Here is a 13,503-nt window from a genome sequence, read left to right as displayed (position 1 = left end):
CGGCCCATGTCCCCCGTGAGCACCGAGAAGTGGCAGAACTGGGCCGGAAACCAGCAGGTCACGCCGCAGCGCGTCGAGACTCCCCGCAGCACCGAACAGGTCGCCGAGGCGGTGCGCCGGGCCGCCACCGACGGCCGCACGGTCCGGATGACCGGGACCGGCCACTCGTTCACCGGCGCGGCCGTCGCCGAGGGCGTGCTGCTGCGGCCCACCGGGATGGCCGCCGTGCGGTCCGTGGACACCGCCACCGGCCTGGTGACCGTCGAGGCGGGGCTGACGCTGCGCGCGCTCAACCGGCTGCTCGACGAGCACGGCCTCGCGCTGGCCAACATGGGCGACATCCAGGAGCAGACCGTCGCCGGGGCGCTCCAGACCGCCACCCACGGCACCGGCCGCGACGCCGCGGGCCTGGCCTCCCAGGTCCACGCCCTGGAGATGGTGCTGGCCGACGGGAGCACCGTCACCTGCTCCCGGGAGGAGAACCCCGAGCTGTTCGACGCGGCGCGGGCGGGCGTCGGCGCGCTCGGCGTCATCACCGCGATCACGTGGCGGACCGTCCCGGCGTTCCTGCTGCGCGCCCAGGAGCAGCCGATGCGGTGGGGCGAGGTGCTCGGCCGGGTCGACGAGTTCGACGACGCCAACGAGCACTTCGAGTTCTACTGGTTCCCGCACACCGACGGCTGCCTGACCAAGCGCAACAACCGCACGCAGGGCCCGGCCAGGCCGCTGCCGGGCGTCAAGGCGTGGCTGGACGACCGGTTCCTGTCCAACACGCTGTTCGAGGGCCTGAACCGGATCACCCACCGCGCGCCGGGCGTCACGCCGTTCGTCAACGGCGTCTCCGCCAGGGCCCTGGGCGCGCGCACCTTCAGCGACACCTCCTACAAGGTCTTCACCAGCCCCCGCACCGTGCGGTTCAAGGAGCAGGAGTACGCGATCGCGCGCGAGGAGCTGGTGCCGGCGCTGCGGGAGCTGCGCGCCCTGTTCGAGCGGCGCGACTGGAGGATCAGCTTCCCGATCGAGGTGCGGATGCTGCCCGAGGAGGACGCCTGGCTGTCGATGGCCCACGGGCGGCGGACGGCGTTCATCGCGGTGCACGTCTACCACCGCGACGCCCACGAGGACTACTTCGGGGGCGTGGAGGAGCTGATGACCGCCCTCGGCGGACGCCCGCACTGGGGCAAGCTGCACACCCGCGACGCCTCCTACCTGGAGACGGTGTACCCGAGGTTCGGCGAGTTCCAGGCGCTGCGCAACGAGCTGGACCCCGAGCGCCGCTTCGCCAACCCCTACACCCGCCAGGTGTTCGGCGACTGAGATCGCGGATCAGCCGCCGTCACCGGCGGGCCGGTCGCCGCGCGCGGGCCGGTCCCGGTCGGTGCCGTCCTGGCCGCCCTCGGGGGTCTGGCCGCCCTGCGACCCGCTCGGGGACGGGGTCGGCGACGGCGAGGTGGTCGGCCTCCCGGTCGGCTGCTCGGTGGGCCGGGTCGTCGGCCGCCCGGTGGACGGCGACTGCGTCCCGTCGTTCCCGCCGGTGCCCGGACGCGTGGTGGGGGCGTCGGTCGGCGCGGTGGACGGCTGCCCGGACCGCCCGGTCCGCTCGTGGGTCGGCACCGGGTCGGGCGTCCGCCGCTCCCCGGAACCGCCGCCGAACACGTGGGACAGCGTGTTGCCCTGGTCCCTGTCGTTGCCGATCGGCGCGCCGGTGAACGACTCGTAGACCGTGATCCCGCCGATCACCAGGGCGAACACCGCCGCCGACGACAGCACCAGCACCTTCCAGCGCTCCCTGGCCCAGTCCAGGGTGGCCCCGGCCGCCGCGCTCCAGGACGCCCTGCGGACCGCCCCCTCGGCGACGCCGGACGCCACCTGTCCCGCCACGGCCGTCTCGGGCGGGACGCCGTCCAGCCGGGTGGCGTTCGGATCGCCCCCGGCGGGCGGGTCCAGGCGGGTGGCGTTCGGGTCGCCGGCCAGGTCCGCGGGCCAGACCAGGGTCCGCGTCGGGTCCGGGTCGGTCGCCCGCTCCCCCGCGGCCCGCGCCGCCTCCTCCCGCTCGGCGGCCTCGCCCAGGTGCGCGCGCTCCCTGATCTGCTCCCTGCCCTGGTCCAGATAGTGCTTGGCGACGGCCGTGCCCGCCGTCGAGACGACGCTCATGAACGCCGCGCCGATGATCGTCCCGTACACCCCCAGATAGGACGCCCCCACGGCGGCCGCGGCCGTGGCCGCTCCACTGGCGATCAGTTGTGTCGTGCTCAACTCGGGCAGCTTGCGCTGCATGAAGCGATCCCCCTGTTCGATCGGCCGTCACTTCCCCCGCAACCGGAACTAACGGGACGACGAGCCTTGTTCCGTCCCGCCAACGTGACGATGACAACCCGAAAACACTGGAGCCGTGCCGTCCCGTCAGGCACAGTGTGGAAAAGGATCCACAAGAGTCGGCCAGACCGTCCCCACGCGGTCCGCGGCACGGGCAAGCTTGGTCGGGCACCCTCTTCGAGCACGTGAAGAGGGCTTCGAGAGCGGCGATGTTCGGACATGCCGGGTACGGTGCTGGCAGCAGGTGTGTCCGAAAGACAGACTCGGTAACCCGGGGGAAGGGCACGCATGCGCCCTCGGTGGGCACCGAGGCGGACGGAACGGCGCGGGCGGGCCCGCGACCGGGCCGACGGCCCCGGTGACCTCCGTGCCGTCAGGACAGGGCAGGAAGGACACGCATGCAGGAGCTGCGCCTCGTCGCGGTCAGTGAGGACGGTACGTACCTCGTCCTGGCCACCGCGGGCCGAGGCACCCGGTTCACCCTGCCCGTAGACGACCGGCTGCGCGCAGCGGTCCGTGGGCACTTCTCCCGCCTCGGCCAGTTCGAGATCGAAGTGGAGAGTCCCTTGCGCCCCAAGGAGATCCAGGCCCGCATCCGGTCCGGGGAGACGGCGGAGGAGATCGCCGAGTCCGCCGGCATCCCGGTCGAGCGCGTCCGCTGGTTCGAGGGCCCGGTTCTCCAGGAGCGCGAGTACATGGCCCAGCAGGCGCAGCGCGTCGCCGTCCGGCGGCCCGGCGAGTCCACCCCCGGACCGCCGCTCGGTGAGACCGTCGAGGAGCGCCTGGGCCGGGGCGGCATCGACCTGGAGGAGGTCGAGTGGGACTCGTGGAAGTGCGAGAACTCGACCTGGCGGGTGCGGCTGTCGTTCTTCGAGGGCGGCCGCCCGCACGCCGCCGAGTGGGTCTTCGACCCGCGCCGCCGCCTGGTGTCGCCGCTGGACGAGGTCGCCGCGCGGCTGACCGCCGTCGAGTGGGAGGACGACACGCTCTCCGACACCGTGACGCCGCTCGTGCCGCGCCGCCCGGCGATGAAGGTCGTCTCCGACAACCGGCCCGAGCAGCGTCCGGAACAGCGTCCCGAGCAGCGGCCCGCGGCCGCGCGCGGCATCCCGGCCGAGGCCGAGCACCCGGGCGAGCCGCGCGAGGTCCAGCGGGAGGTCCAGCGCGAGGCGTCGGTGCACGACTTCGACTCGCGGGAGTACATCGTGGAGCGGGGCCGGATGGTGGACCCGCGCCCGTTCCCCGCCCGCGACCTGTCCGGCGAGCCGCCGATGGCCACCCCGCGCTTCGGCGGGTACGAGCCGGAGCGGGAGGAGCGTCCCGAGCCCGCCGCCGAGGCCGCTGAGGCCGTCGAGGCCCCGCGCCCCGCCCCGGTGCCCAAGCCCAAGCCCGAGCCCGCTCCTGAGCCCGTTCCCGAGCCCGCGGCCGCCGAACGACCCGAGCCCGCGCCCGAGCCCGCCGAGGAGCCCGCCCCCGCCGTCGCGGAACCGACCGGGAACGCCGCCGAGACGGCCGCCGAGCCCGCTGAGACCGCCGAGGTCACGGAGCCGGAGGAGGCCCCGGCCGCCGAGGCCGAGGAGGGGGCCCCGGCCGAGGAGGGCGCGGAGGCCGTGTCCGAGGCGGAGGCCGCGCCGGAGGAGAAGGCCGCCGAGCCCGCGCCGGAGGAGGCCCCGGAGGCCGCCGCGCCGGAGGAGAAGGCCGAGTCCGCCACCGAGCCCACCACCGAGCCCACCGCCGAGCCCACCGCCGAGACGGCCGCCGAGCCCACCGCCGAGGAGCCCGCGCCCGAGGAGCGGCCCGCGTCCCCGGAGGCGCGGCCCGCCGCGGAGGCGCCGACGCCCGCTCCCCCGCCGCGTCCCGCGCACCGCGAGGCCGCCCGGCCCCCGGCCAAGAAGAAGCCCGCCGGACGCCCGGCGATGCCGGCCGCGGGGGTGGACAAGCCCGCGGCGGCGGCCGCCGCCGACGCCGCCGCCCCGGCCGCGCAGCGCCCCGCCCGGGGCCGCCGCAAGAGCAAGGGCAAGCGCGCCTCGGTGCCGTCCTGGGACGAGATCATGTTCGGCGCCCGCCGCCCGGACTGATCCCGGCCGTCCTGCCGGACGCCACGGCCCGCCGCCCACCGGGCGGCGGGCCGTGGCGTTCGCCGGGGCGAACGGCTTCCCGCGCGTTGGGGTGGGCCGCTCCACCGGTCGCCCCGTGCTGATCGCAGGCGATCTCGCCGACGCCCCCGCCGCGCGGCAAGCGGTGGCCCCCCGGACGGCCGCTTTCCCGGAGCCGCCGGGAAACGGCGGACGCTCAGGGTTCGGGAGGCGCCAGGAACGGCACGACCCAGTCCGGAGTGATCTCGGCGGCGAACGCCACCGCGTCCCGCTCGGCCATGTCGACCGCCGCGTAGCCGCCCTCGCCCGCACCGACCGCGACGGTGAGGGTCGCCAGGCCCAGCCGCCGCTGGAACAGGGTGCGGCGCATCCGCCAGCCGATCACCGCGCGGTGCTCGACGACGACCTGGCGGCGGCGCAGCGACCCCGACCGCACCGACAGCCGGACGCCGTCGGTGGCGTGCCCGAGCTGCCGGTACCGGTCCAGCCCCAGCGGGACGGCGAGGGCCGCCAGCGCCAGGCCCCCGTAGGCGACCCACGGCTGACCGGCCGCCGCCGCGAGCGCGGCGAACGCCAGCGGCGGCGCGACGGCCCGCACGACCCGGCGGCTCCGCGCCGCCCTCGGGTGCGGGACCAGCGGCGCGGGCACCGGGCCGAGGACCCGGGCGGCCAGGGCCGCGGCGTGGCGGCGCGGCGCGGCGGGCAGCAGCCGCCCCCGGTGCGCCGCGTCGCCCAGCCCCGTGATCAGCGCGCCGAGGCGGGTGACGCGGGCGATCCGCTCGAAGGGGTTGTCGGCCAGCTCCACGCCCCGGATGCGGCGGCGTTCCAGGGAGACGCTGCGGCGGGTGACCAGGCCGCGTTCGGCGACGATCGAGCCGTCCCGGGCCACCACCGTGAAGTCCCAGTTGAACAGCGCGAACACGATCACCGACATGACCGGCACGGCGGCCAGGAACCCCAGCGCCACCGCCACCACCACGACGGTGGGCAGCCCGACGACCTCGTGGCCGAGTTCGGCCACCCGCTCCCGGGTGATGAGGCCGAGGTCGTCGCCGAGGTTGTAGAGGGTGCCGAGCAGGCTGCCGGCCAGCGCGAACGGGGTGAGCAGGTAGGCGCCGCTGAACGGGGCGTACAGGTACCAGGCGGGCCGCACCCGGGCCAGCACGCGGCGCGGGGCGTCGGCCCTGGCCGGCTCGGCCCGCGCCGGCCGCGGGGCGGCGGGGCGGGCCAGCAGCAGGCGGCGGAGCCGTTCGGCCTCCTGCCGCGACACCGCGTTGAGCTCGCCCTCGCCGCCGTCGGAGCCCGCGTCGATCCGCACGATCGCCAGCCGCAGCAGCCGGTGCGGGAGCGTCGCGCTGACGTCCACGCCCCGGACGCGGTCGCGCGGGACCGTCTTCACCGAACGGCCGATCAGCGCGCGGCGCAGCTCGATGCGGTCCTCGTGGACGGTGTAGGTGAACATGCGCCACTTGGCGACGTGGAAGACCAGCCCGATCGCCAGGCCGATCAGGGTGAAGTAGAACGCGGTGGACACGCCGCCGACCAGCAGGGTGGTCGCGCCCGCCGCCAGCAGCGCGGCCAGCTCCCGCACCGCGCCGACCACGAACGTCAGCGGGTGCAGGCGCTGCGGGCCCGCCCGCCGGCCGGTTCCGGTCACGGCGGGCGGGGTGTCCGCTTCCGGCCGTTCCACCGATCCGGGCACGCTCATGTCGCGTCGTCGCGCAGGGCGTGGGCGCGGCGCGCGAGGTCCTCGGCCAGCCGGGTCGCCACGGCCACCGGCAGCCCGGAGACCTCCGAGGACCCGGCGTGCGAGGCGGTGTTGACCTCGATGGTGGCCAGGCCGAGGGCGCGTTCGATCAGGCCCTGGCGGCTGTCGACGGTCTGGATGCGGCTGACCGGGACCAGCAGCCACTCGCGGGAGAACCAGCCGGTGCGGGTGTAGACGACGTCGGAGCTGACCTCCCAGCGGTGCACGCGGTACCGCCACACCGGCGCGACCAGCGTCATCAGCACGCCCGCCACGCCGACCAGCACCGGGACCCAGTCGAGCCGGGAGTCGAGCCAGCCGGGCAGGCCCGCCCAGCCCGCCCCGCCGAGCCAGGCGGACACGCCCCACGCCAGGCCGAACGCCAGGCCCCACAGCAGCAGGTACTCGATCGCCCAGTGCGCGACCGCGCGTGGCGAGACGCGGTGCGCGGGTGGTCGCAGGCGGGAAGGGAGCGGCGGCCCGCCGCCGGTCTCCCGCGTCCGCCGCACCGACGTCACGATCAGAGTCTAACCGGCTGTGCACGGCCCGTTCCGCGACGAGGCGATCTTCCGCGATTCGGATTCGGCGCGGTTTTGTCGGACCCCCGTGCCATGGTGACACCGAGACGTCAGCGTGATGCCAGGACCTTGCCAGCGCCCCCGAGAAAACTGGATGCGATTCCGCCGGACGGCGCCTAGGTTGGCCAGCCGTGCTTGACCTGCCGTCGCGTCAAGGTCGTGCGATGTCCGGCAGGACCCTCCCAAGGAGACCACATGAGTTACGCGATCCAGGCCGAAGGCCTGGTCAAGCGCTTCGGCGAGACACAGGCGCTCGCCGGGGTCTCGCTCACCGCCCAGCCCGGCACGGTGCTGGGCGTGCTCGGGCCGAACGGCGCGGGCAAGACCACCACCACCCGGATCCTGGCCACGTTGATCCAGCCGACCGAGGGACGCGCCGAGGTCGGCGGCTACGACGTGGTCACCCAGGCCCACATGGTGCGGCAGCTGATCGGGCTGACCGGCCAGTACGCGGGCGTGGACGAGATGCTCACCGGCACCGAGAACCTCATCATGATCGGTCGGCTGCTCGGGCTGTCGCGGCGCCACTCGCGGTCCCGCGCCGCCGAGCTGCTGGAGCGCTTCCAGCTCACCGAGGCGGCCGACCGCGCCGCCAAGACCTACTCCGGCGGCATGCGCCGCCGCCTCGACCTGGCCGCCAGCCTGGTCGGGCGCCCGCAGATCCTGTTCCTGGACGAGCCGACCACCGGCCTGGACCCGCGCAGCCGCAACGGCCTGTGGGACATCGTGCGCGGCCTCACCGCCGACGGCGTGACGGTGCTGCTGACCACGCAGTACCTGGAGGAGGCCGACCAGCTCGCCGACGACATCGTCGTCATCGACCGCGGCGAGGTCATCGCGCACGGCACCCCCGACGCCCTCAAGGCGCAGGTCGGCGGCCAGGTGCTGGAGGTGCGTCCGCTGCACGAGGCCGACAACGTCACCGTCGCGCGCATCGTCGGCGACCTGGCCGAGGCGGCGCCCGAGGTCCGCGAGGGCACGGTCAGCGTCCCGATCACCGACCCGGCGCTGATGCCCGCGGCCGTGCGCCGCCTCGACGACGCGGGCGTCACCGTCGGCGAGATGTCCCTCCGCAAGTCCAGCCTGGACGAGGTCTTCTTCGCCCTCACCGGCCACCACACCGAGGACGTCGAGGACGAGTCCCCCGCCCCGGCCCCCGCCAAGGAAGGAGTGTCGGCATGACCACCGCCGCGCTCGCGCCGCAGACGCTCACCAAACGGGTCTCGCCCGGCGTCGCCGCGCGCAACATCGCCACGCTCGCCTGGCGCAACCTCGTCCAGATCAAGCACAACCCGATGGAGCTGCTGGACCTGTCCATCCAGCCCATCATGTTCGTGCTGCTGTTCGCCTACGTGTTCGGCCCGGCGATGGAGGGCAGCGTCGAGCGCTACCTGCCGATCGTCATCCCCGGCATCATCGCGCAGAACGCGCTGTTCGCCGGGATGACCACCGGGTTCGGTCTCAACACCGACATCACCAAGGGCGTGTTCGACCGGTTCCGCAGCCTGCCGATCTCCCGCACCGCGCCCCTGGTGGGCCGGATCATCGCCGACACCACCAAGCAGGCGTGGTCGATGGCGATCCTGCTGACGGTCGGGTTCATCATCGGCTTCCGGCTGGGCACGGACGTGCTGGCGCTGCTGACGGCGTTCGCGCTGCTGCTGGCGTTCGCGGTGATGTTCTCGTGGACGTCGGTCTACATCGCGATGAAGGTCAGCGAGCCGGAGAAGGTCCAGATCTTCGGCTTCACGACGATCTTCCCGCTGAGCTTCATGAGCACGGCGTTCATCCGTTCCACCGAGGGCATCCCCGGCCCGCTGGCGTGGGTGATGGACAACAGCCCGGTGACGCACCTGGTGGAGGCGATGCGGGGCCTGCTGGTGGGCGGCCCGGTCCTGAACCACGCCCTGTGGGCCCTGGCCTGGGGCGCGGTCATCACCGCGATCTTCGCCCCCCTGTCCCTGCGCGCCTTCCGTTCCCGGGCCTGAGAAGAACGCCCCCCAGAGGACCACCTGCCGGACCCACCACCCACCTCAAGCCCCCCACAGCGCCGCCGCCTGACACCACCGGGCGGCGGCGCGTCGCGTCGGTGGGGTGCGGGAACGCGGCGGGCAGCCGTTCCCGATGCGGCGGGCCGGGGGCCCTTGCCTATAGGAAGATATCTTCCTATTGTTGTCGTCATGCCACGGCGCAGAGCTGGGGCCCTGGTGCCCCTCGAAAACGAGATCCTCGGGGCGGCGCTGGCGATGGCGCGGTCCGGGCAGGCCACCTTCCACGGGTTCGGTCTCGCCCAGGCCATGCGGGAGCAGAGCGCGTCCCGGTCCCTGACCGCCCACGGAACGCTGTACAAGGCCCTCGGCCGCCTTGAGGACTTCGGGCTGCTCGCCTCCCGCTGGGAGGACGCGGCGTCCGCCGAGGGGCGGCCTCGGCGGCGCCTGTACGAGCTCACGGCACGCGGCGTCCATGCGGCCGAGCAGGCCCTCGCCGGTGGGGGCGGGGCCGTGCGGCGTTCCCCGCGCACCGCCCCGGGGCCCGCATGACACCGGAACGCGCGGCCCGGCTGGTGTCCCGGTGGGTGCGGTTCTACACGCGGGGCCTTCCCGCCGCGGTCGCCCGGCGCCGGATCGAGGAGATCGACGCCGACCTCCACGACCACATCGCGCACGAACGCGCCCACGGGACCGCCGACCGGCGCATCGCCCGGAACGTCCTGTCGCGGATGGCCCGCGGCCTGGCCGCCGACGCCTCCTGGCGGCGGCGGGCCCGACCCCTGGAAGGAAATCCCATGAAACCGCTGCTCGCCGTCCTCGCCACCGTGCTCGGCGTCGCCGCCATCGTGTTCGGGGAGGCCGACGACGCGCCCGGCCTCCAGCTCCTGGGCGCGCTGTTCGTCGTCGGCGCGGTCACGTTCGGGGTGCGGGCCTCCCTGCGCGGCAGGTAGCGCGCCCTCCCCCGGCGGTCAGCGGCCGTGACCCGCGCCGGGGAGGGTGCGGGGCACCTGGTTCTCGGTGCCGGGCCGGACGATCACGAACGGGCCCATCATCCCCGAGTCCTCGTGCCGCGGGATGTGGCAGTGGTACATGTACGGGGAGGCCGGGTCGGTGTGGTGGCCGAACTGGACCGCCAGCCGGACGGTCGACTTCGACGGCACGCCCACGGTGTCCTTGTGGCCGTTCGCGTACGCGGGCGGCGGCGACCCCGCCACGTCCAGCACCCGGAACGCGAGCGGCACGAGTGTCATGAGCGCCGGCGCGGGGCGGCGCGCCGGGCCCAGTACGCCGGAGCGCCAGGCTCCAACCGGCAGCACGGTCCAGCCGAGCATGACGGCGACGGTGGCGGCCGCCGACCGGTGCCCCCTGGACGGCCAACCACCCATCACCCGCGTCAACAGCCCTGCGGGTTACAACACCTAGTCGGCGGGCGCGCGGCCGCGGGAGACCGGGGCGGTGGGCGGCGCCGGGCGTTCCAGGCCGAACAGGGCCGCCGTCTCGTCGAACGAACGGCCGTGACCGCGCGCGTGGGCGGCGGCGAAGCCAGCCTCGGACAGTGTGGCGCGCAGCCGCTCCTCCAGCCTCGCCGACTCCGGCTGGGACAGGTCGCGGCCGCCGCGCAGGCCGTCGGCGTTGCCGAGCAGCTCGGCGGCGCGGACCGGGTCGCCCTCGTGCAGGGCGAGCGCGGCGTGCCCGGTCAGGGCCTCGGCGACGATCGGGTAGTCCAGCGCGCGCACCGCGTCGCGCAGCGCCCCCGCCAGGCGGGACCGGGCGGTCCCGGCGTCCCCCGCGGCCAGCGCGAGCCGTCCCCGCTCCAGCCGGACCATCGCGCGGAACTGGGGCGGGCCCGGTGCGGCGGAGACGAGCCCCTCGGCGCGGGCCAGCCGCTCGCCGGCCTCGGCCAGGTCCCCCGAACGCAGCGCCAGCAGGCCGAGGGAGAAGTGCACCGTGGCCGTCCCCTCCCTGCTCCCCACGCGTTCGGTGTCGCGCAGCGCGGTCTCCAGCAGCCGCAGCGCGCGGTCGCGCTCGCCGACCAGGTCCAGTTCGTTGGCGAGCTTCATGTAGTTCTGGAGGACGGCGACCGCGCCGCCGCCGAGCAGGTCGTTGAGCCGCAGCGCCTCCTCGTACAGGGCGATCGCGGCGTGGTGGTCGCCGTGCCGGCCGCGTTCCTCGGCCAGCGCGGTGAGCGCGAACGACAGCCCCCAGCGGTCCCCCGCCTCGCGGAACCGGTGGCGGGCGGCGGCGAAGCGCCGCTCCAGGCCCTCGGTCCGGCCGAAGTTGTGGTCCATCTGGCCGCGGACGAAGTGCCCCAGACCGCTCAGCCACGGGTCGGGGTCGGTGATCAGCCGGTCGGCCAGGGACATCGACTCCTCGTCCCAGCCCCGCAGGTACATGCCGAGCGTCGCGGTCATCAACCGCAGCACCGGGTGCGGCGGGACGCCCCCCAGGTCCGCGCAGATCCGGTCGGCGCGCACCAGCCAGTCGGCGACCTGCCGTTCCCGCCGCTCGTTGTCCATCGCGGTGATCGCGGCGATGGCCAGGGCCAGCGCGGTGGTGTGGTCGGCGGGCGGGTCGGGCAGCGCCAGGGCCGCCTCGACGGACTCGCCGCTCTCCCGGAACCGCCCGGTCAGGAACCAGTACCAGCCGAGCGCGGCGCAGAACCGCACGGCCAGCGGCGCGTTGCGCCGCGCGGTGGCCCAGCGCAGCGCGGCGTGCAGGTTGTCCTGGTCGCCCGCCAGCCGGGCCAGCCAGTCGAGCTGCTCGTGCCGGTACAGGTGCGGTTCGGCCTCCTCGGCCAGCGCGGCGAAGTACCCGGCGTGCGCCAGCCGGAACCGCTCCTCCTCCCCCGCCTCGGCGAGCCGTTCCAGGCCGTAGGCGCGGATCGTCTCCAGCATCCGGTAGCGCGGGCCGTGCGGCGCGTCGGCGTCGGCGAGGACGACCAGGGACTTGTCGACGAGCGCGGCCAGCACGTCCATGACCTCGTCCCGGTCGAGGTCGCCGCCCGCGCAGACGCGCTCGGCGGCCTCCAGCGTCGCGCCGCCGGGGAAGATCGCCAGCCGTCGCCACAGGGCGCGTTCGGGCGCGGCCAGCAGGTCCCAGCTCCACTCCACCACGGCCCGCAGCGTCTGGTGGCGGGGCAGCGCGGTGCGGCTGCCGGAGCGCAGCAGCCGGAACCGGTCGTCCAGCCGCGCCGCGACCTGCGCGGGCGTCATGGACCGCAGCCGCGCGGCGGCCAGCTCGATGGCCAGGGGCATGCCGTCCAGGGAACGGCAGACGCACACGACGTGCCCGACGTTCGCGTCGGTGACCGCGAAGCCCGGCGCGACGGCCGCGGCGCGGTCGGCCAGCAGCCGCACGGCGGGCGAGGCCATCGCCTCCCGCGGCCCGGCCGCCGCCGGGGGCAGGGCCAGGGGGCCGACGGGCCACAGGGTCTCCCCGGTGATCCCGAGGGGTTCGCGGCTGGTCGCCAGGATCCGCGCGTCCGGGCAGTCGGCCAGCAGCCGGTCGGCCAGCCGGGCGGCGGCGTCCAGCAGGTGCTCGCAGTTGTCCAGGATCAGCAGGACCGCGCGGTCCGCCAGCGCCCCGGCGAGCAGGTCCAGCGGGTCGGCGGCCTCGCCCGCCACGAGCGCGCCGTGCCCGGCCGACAGCAGCGGGACCTCCCGCGGCCGCATCGCCGCCAGCACCGCCGCCGGTACCTCCGCCGGGTCGTCGACCGGGGCGAGCCCGACGAACCACACCCCGTCGGCGGCGTCGTCCCGCGCCCGCTCCCCCGCCTCCCACGCCAGCCGCGTCTTGCCCGCGCCGCCCGGCCCGACCAGCGTGACCAGGCGTTCCTCGGCGAGCAGCTTGCGGACCCGTGTCAGGTCCTCCTCCCGCCCGACGAAGCTGGTCAGCCGCGCCGGGAGGTTCCCCCCGGCGCGCGGGGACGGCGGAGGCGCCGCCCGCAGCGCCGGGTCCTGCCGCAGCACCGACAGGTGCAGCGCCTCCAGGTCGGGCGAGGGGTCGACGCCCAGCGCGTCGGCCAGCTCCCGCTTGACCGCCGCGTACTCGGCCAGCGCGTCGGCCTGCCGCCCCGCCGCGTACAGCGCGCGGATCAACCGGCCGCGCAGCGGCTCCCGCAGCGGGTCGGCGGCGGCCAGCGCCTCCAGTTCCGGGATGAGCTCGGCGTGACGGCCCAGCTCCAGGTCGGCGTCGACGCGTTCCTCCAGCGCCGCCTGCCGCAGCCCCTCCAGCCGCGCGGCGGGCCCCTCGGCGAACGCCAGCCCGGCCGCGTCCGCCAGCGCCGGTCCCCGCCACAGCGCCAGCGCCGCCCGCAGCGCCTCCGCCCGCGCCGCCGGGTCGGCCAGCGCGCGGGCCGCGCGCAGCCGGTCCTCGAAGTCGTGGGCGTCGACGGCCCCGGACGGGACCGCCAGCCGGTAGCCGCCGGGCCGCGACTCCACGTGCTCGCGTCCCACCGCCGCGCGCAGCCGCGACACCAGCGACTGCAACGCGTTCGGGGCGGCGGCCGGGACGGCGTCCTCCCACAGCGCGTCGATGAGCCGTTCGGCCGGGACGGGACGGCCCCCCTCCAGGGCGAGCAGGGTCAGCAACGCCCGCAGCCGCGCCCCGCCGACCTCGACGGCGCGGCCGGAGACGGTCACCTCCACCGGCCCCAGGATCCCGATCCGCACCCGCCGATTCTCCCCCATCCCCGGAAATCCCGCCTATGGGAGCGGATCCGCCCGGACGCGGGAACGCCGCGCGCCCGCGCCCCGGAGGGGGCGCGGGCGCGCGGC

At 75.6% G+C, this 13,503-nt stretch carries 11 protein-coding genes; 6 read left to right on the top strand and 5 right to left on the bottom strand.

The genetic code is table 11. The features are described 5' to 3' along the window. The first annotated feature begins 6 nt into the window (after positions 1–6). Positions 7–1,317, top strand: coding sequence for a D-arabinono-1,4-lactone oxidase (locus tag HNR61_RS17560; RefSeq protein WP_182844225.1), 1,311 nt, complete (start codon positions 7–9; stop codon positions 1,315–1,317). A 9-nt stretch (positions 1,318–1,326) separates the two neighbouring features. Here the strand turns inward: HNR61_RS17560 and HNR61_RS17555 are convergent, their stop codons facing one another. Then, on the bottom strand, positions 1,327–2,277 hold the full coding sequence (locus tag HNR61_RS17555) for a hypothetical protein (protein ID WP_182844224.1): 951 nt from the start codon (positions 2,275–2,277) through the stop codon (positions 1,327–1,329). Between the two features lie 437 nt (positions 2,278–2,714). Between HNR61_RS17555 and sepH the strand changes: the two genes are divergently transcribed. Beyond that, positions 2,715–4,394, top strand: coding sequence for a septation protein SepH (gene sepH, locus HNR61_RS17550; protein WP_182844223.1), 1,680 nt, complete (start codon positions 2,715–2,717; stop codon positions 4,392–4,394). Positions 4,395–4,608: 214 nt separating this feature from the next. On the opposite strand, the gene HNR61_RS17545 is transcribed toward sepH, so the two are convergent. Continuing rightward, positions 4,609–6,120, bottom strand: coding sequence for a PH domain-containing protein (locus HNR61_RS17545; RefSeq protein WP_182844222.1), 1,512 nt, complete (start codon positions 6,118–6,120; stop codon positions 4,609–4,611). Next, a complete protein-coding gene (locus HNR61_RS17540; RefSeq protein WP_182844221.1) occupies positions 6,117–6,677 on the bottom strand; it encodes a PH domain-containing protein in 561 nt (186 codons plus the stop codon). Before HNR61_RS17540 ends, HNR61_RS17545 begins: the two co-directional genes overlap by 4 nt. Before the next feature lie 255 nt (positions 6,678–6,932). On the opposite strand from HNR61_RS17540, the gene HNR61_RS17535 reads away from it, so the two are divergent. From HNR61_RS17535 to HNR61_RS17520, 4 genes are all read left to right on the top strand, one after another. Beyond that, positions 6,933–7,919 carry an ATP-binding cassette domain-containing protein gene (locus HNR61_RS17535; RefSeq protein WP_182844220.1) on the top strand — a complete coding sequence of 329 codons (987 nt, stop codon included), beginning with the start codon at positions 6,933–6,935 and terminating at the stop codon, positions 7,917–7,919. Next, positions 7,916–8,725: an ABC transporter permease gene (locus HNR61_RS17530; protein ID WP_182844219.1), complete on the top strand. Its 810-nt coding sequence runs from the start codon at positions 7,916–7,918 to the stop codon at positions 8,723–8,725. Before HNR61_RS17535 ends, HNR61_RS17530 begins: the two co-directional genes overlap by 4 nt. 192 nt (positions 8,726–8,917) lie before the next feature. Then, complete coding sequence (locus HNR61_RS17525) at positions 8,918–9,277, top strand: PadR family transcriptional regulator (protein WP_182844218.1); 360 nt, start codon at positions 8,918–8,920, stop codon at positions 9,275–9,277. Continuing rightward, the gene (locus tag HNR61_RS17520; RefSeq protein WP_182844668.1) at positions 9,274–9,678 is read left to right on the top strand and encodes a hypothetical protein; all 405 of its coding nucleotides are present in this window, start codon (positions 9,274–9,276) and stop codon (positions 9,676–9,678) included. The genes HNR61_RS17525 and HNR61_RS17520 overlap by 4 nt, the downstream gene beginning before the upstream one ends. Before the next feature lie 18 nt (positions 9,679–9,696). Here HNR61_RS17520 and HNR61_RS17515 read toward each other — a convergent pair whose 3' ends face one another. Together HNR61_RS17515 and HNR61_RS17510 are read right to left on the bottom strand one after the other, a co-directional pair. After that, complete coding sequence (locus HNR61_RS17515; protein WP_246442975.1) at positions 9,697–10,059, bottom strand: multicopper oxidase domain-containing protein; 363 nt, start codon at positions 10,057–10,059, stop codon at positions 9,697–9,699. A gap of 87 nt (positions 10,060–10,146) precedes the next feature. Continuing rightward, a complete protein-coding gene (locus HNR61_RS17510; RefSeq protein WP_182844216.1) occupies positions 10,147–13,398 on the bottom strand; it encodes an AfsR/SARP family transcriptional regulator in 3,252 nt (1,083 codons plus the stop codon). Positions 13,399–13,503: the final 105 nt, after the last annotated feature.

This window comes from Actinomadura kijaniata, assembly GCF_014138665.1.
Taxonomy (GTDB): Bacteria; Actinomycetota; Actinomycetes; order Streptosporangiales; family Streptosporangiaceae; genus Spirillospora; species Spirillospora kijaniata.
Note: the sequence above shows the minus strand (reverse complement) of the source record. Positions and strands in the feature narration are given on the sequence as shown.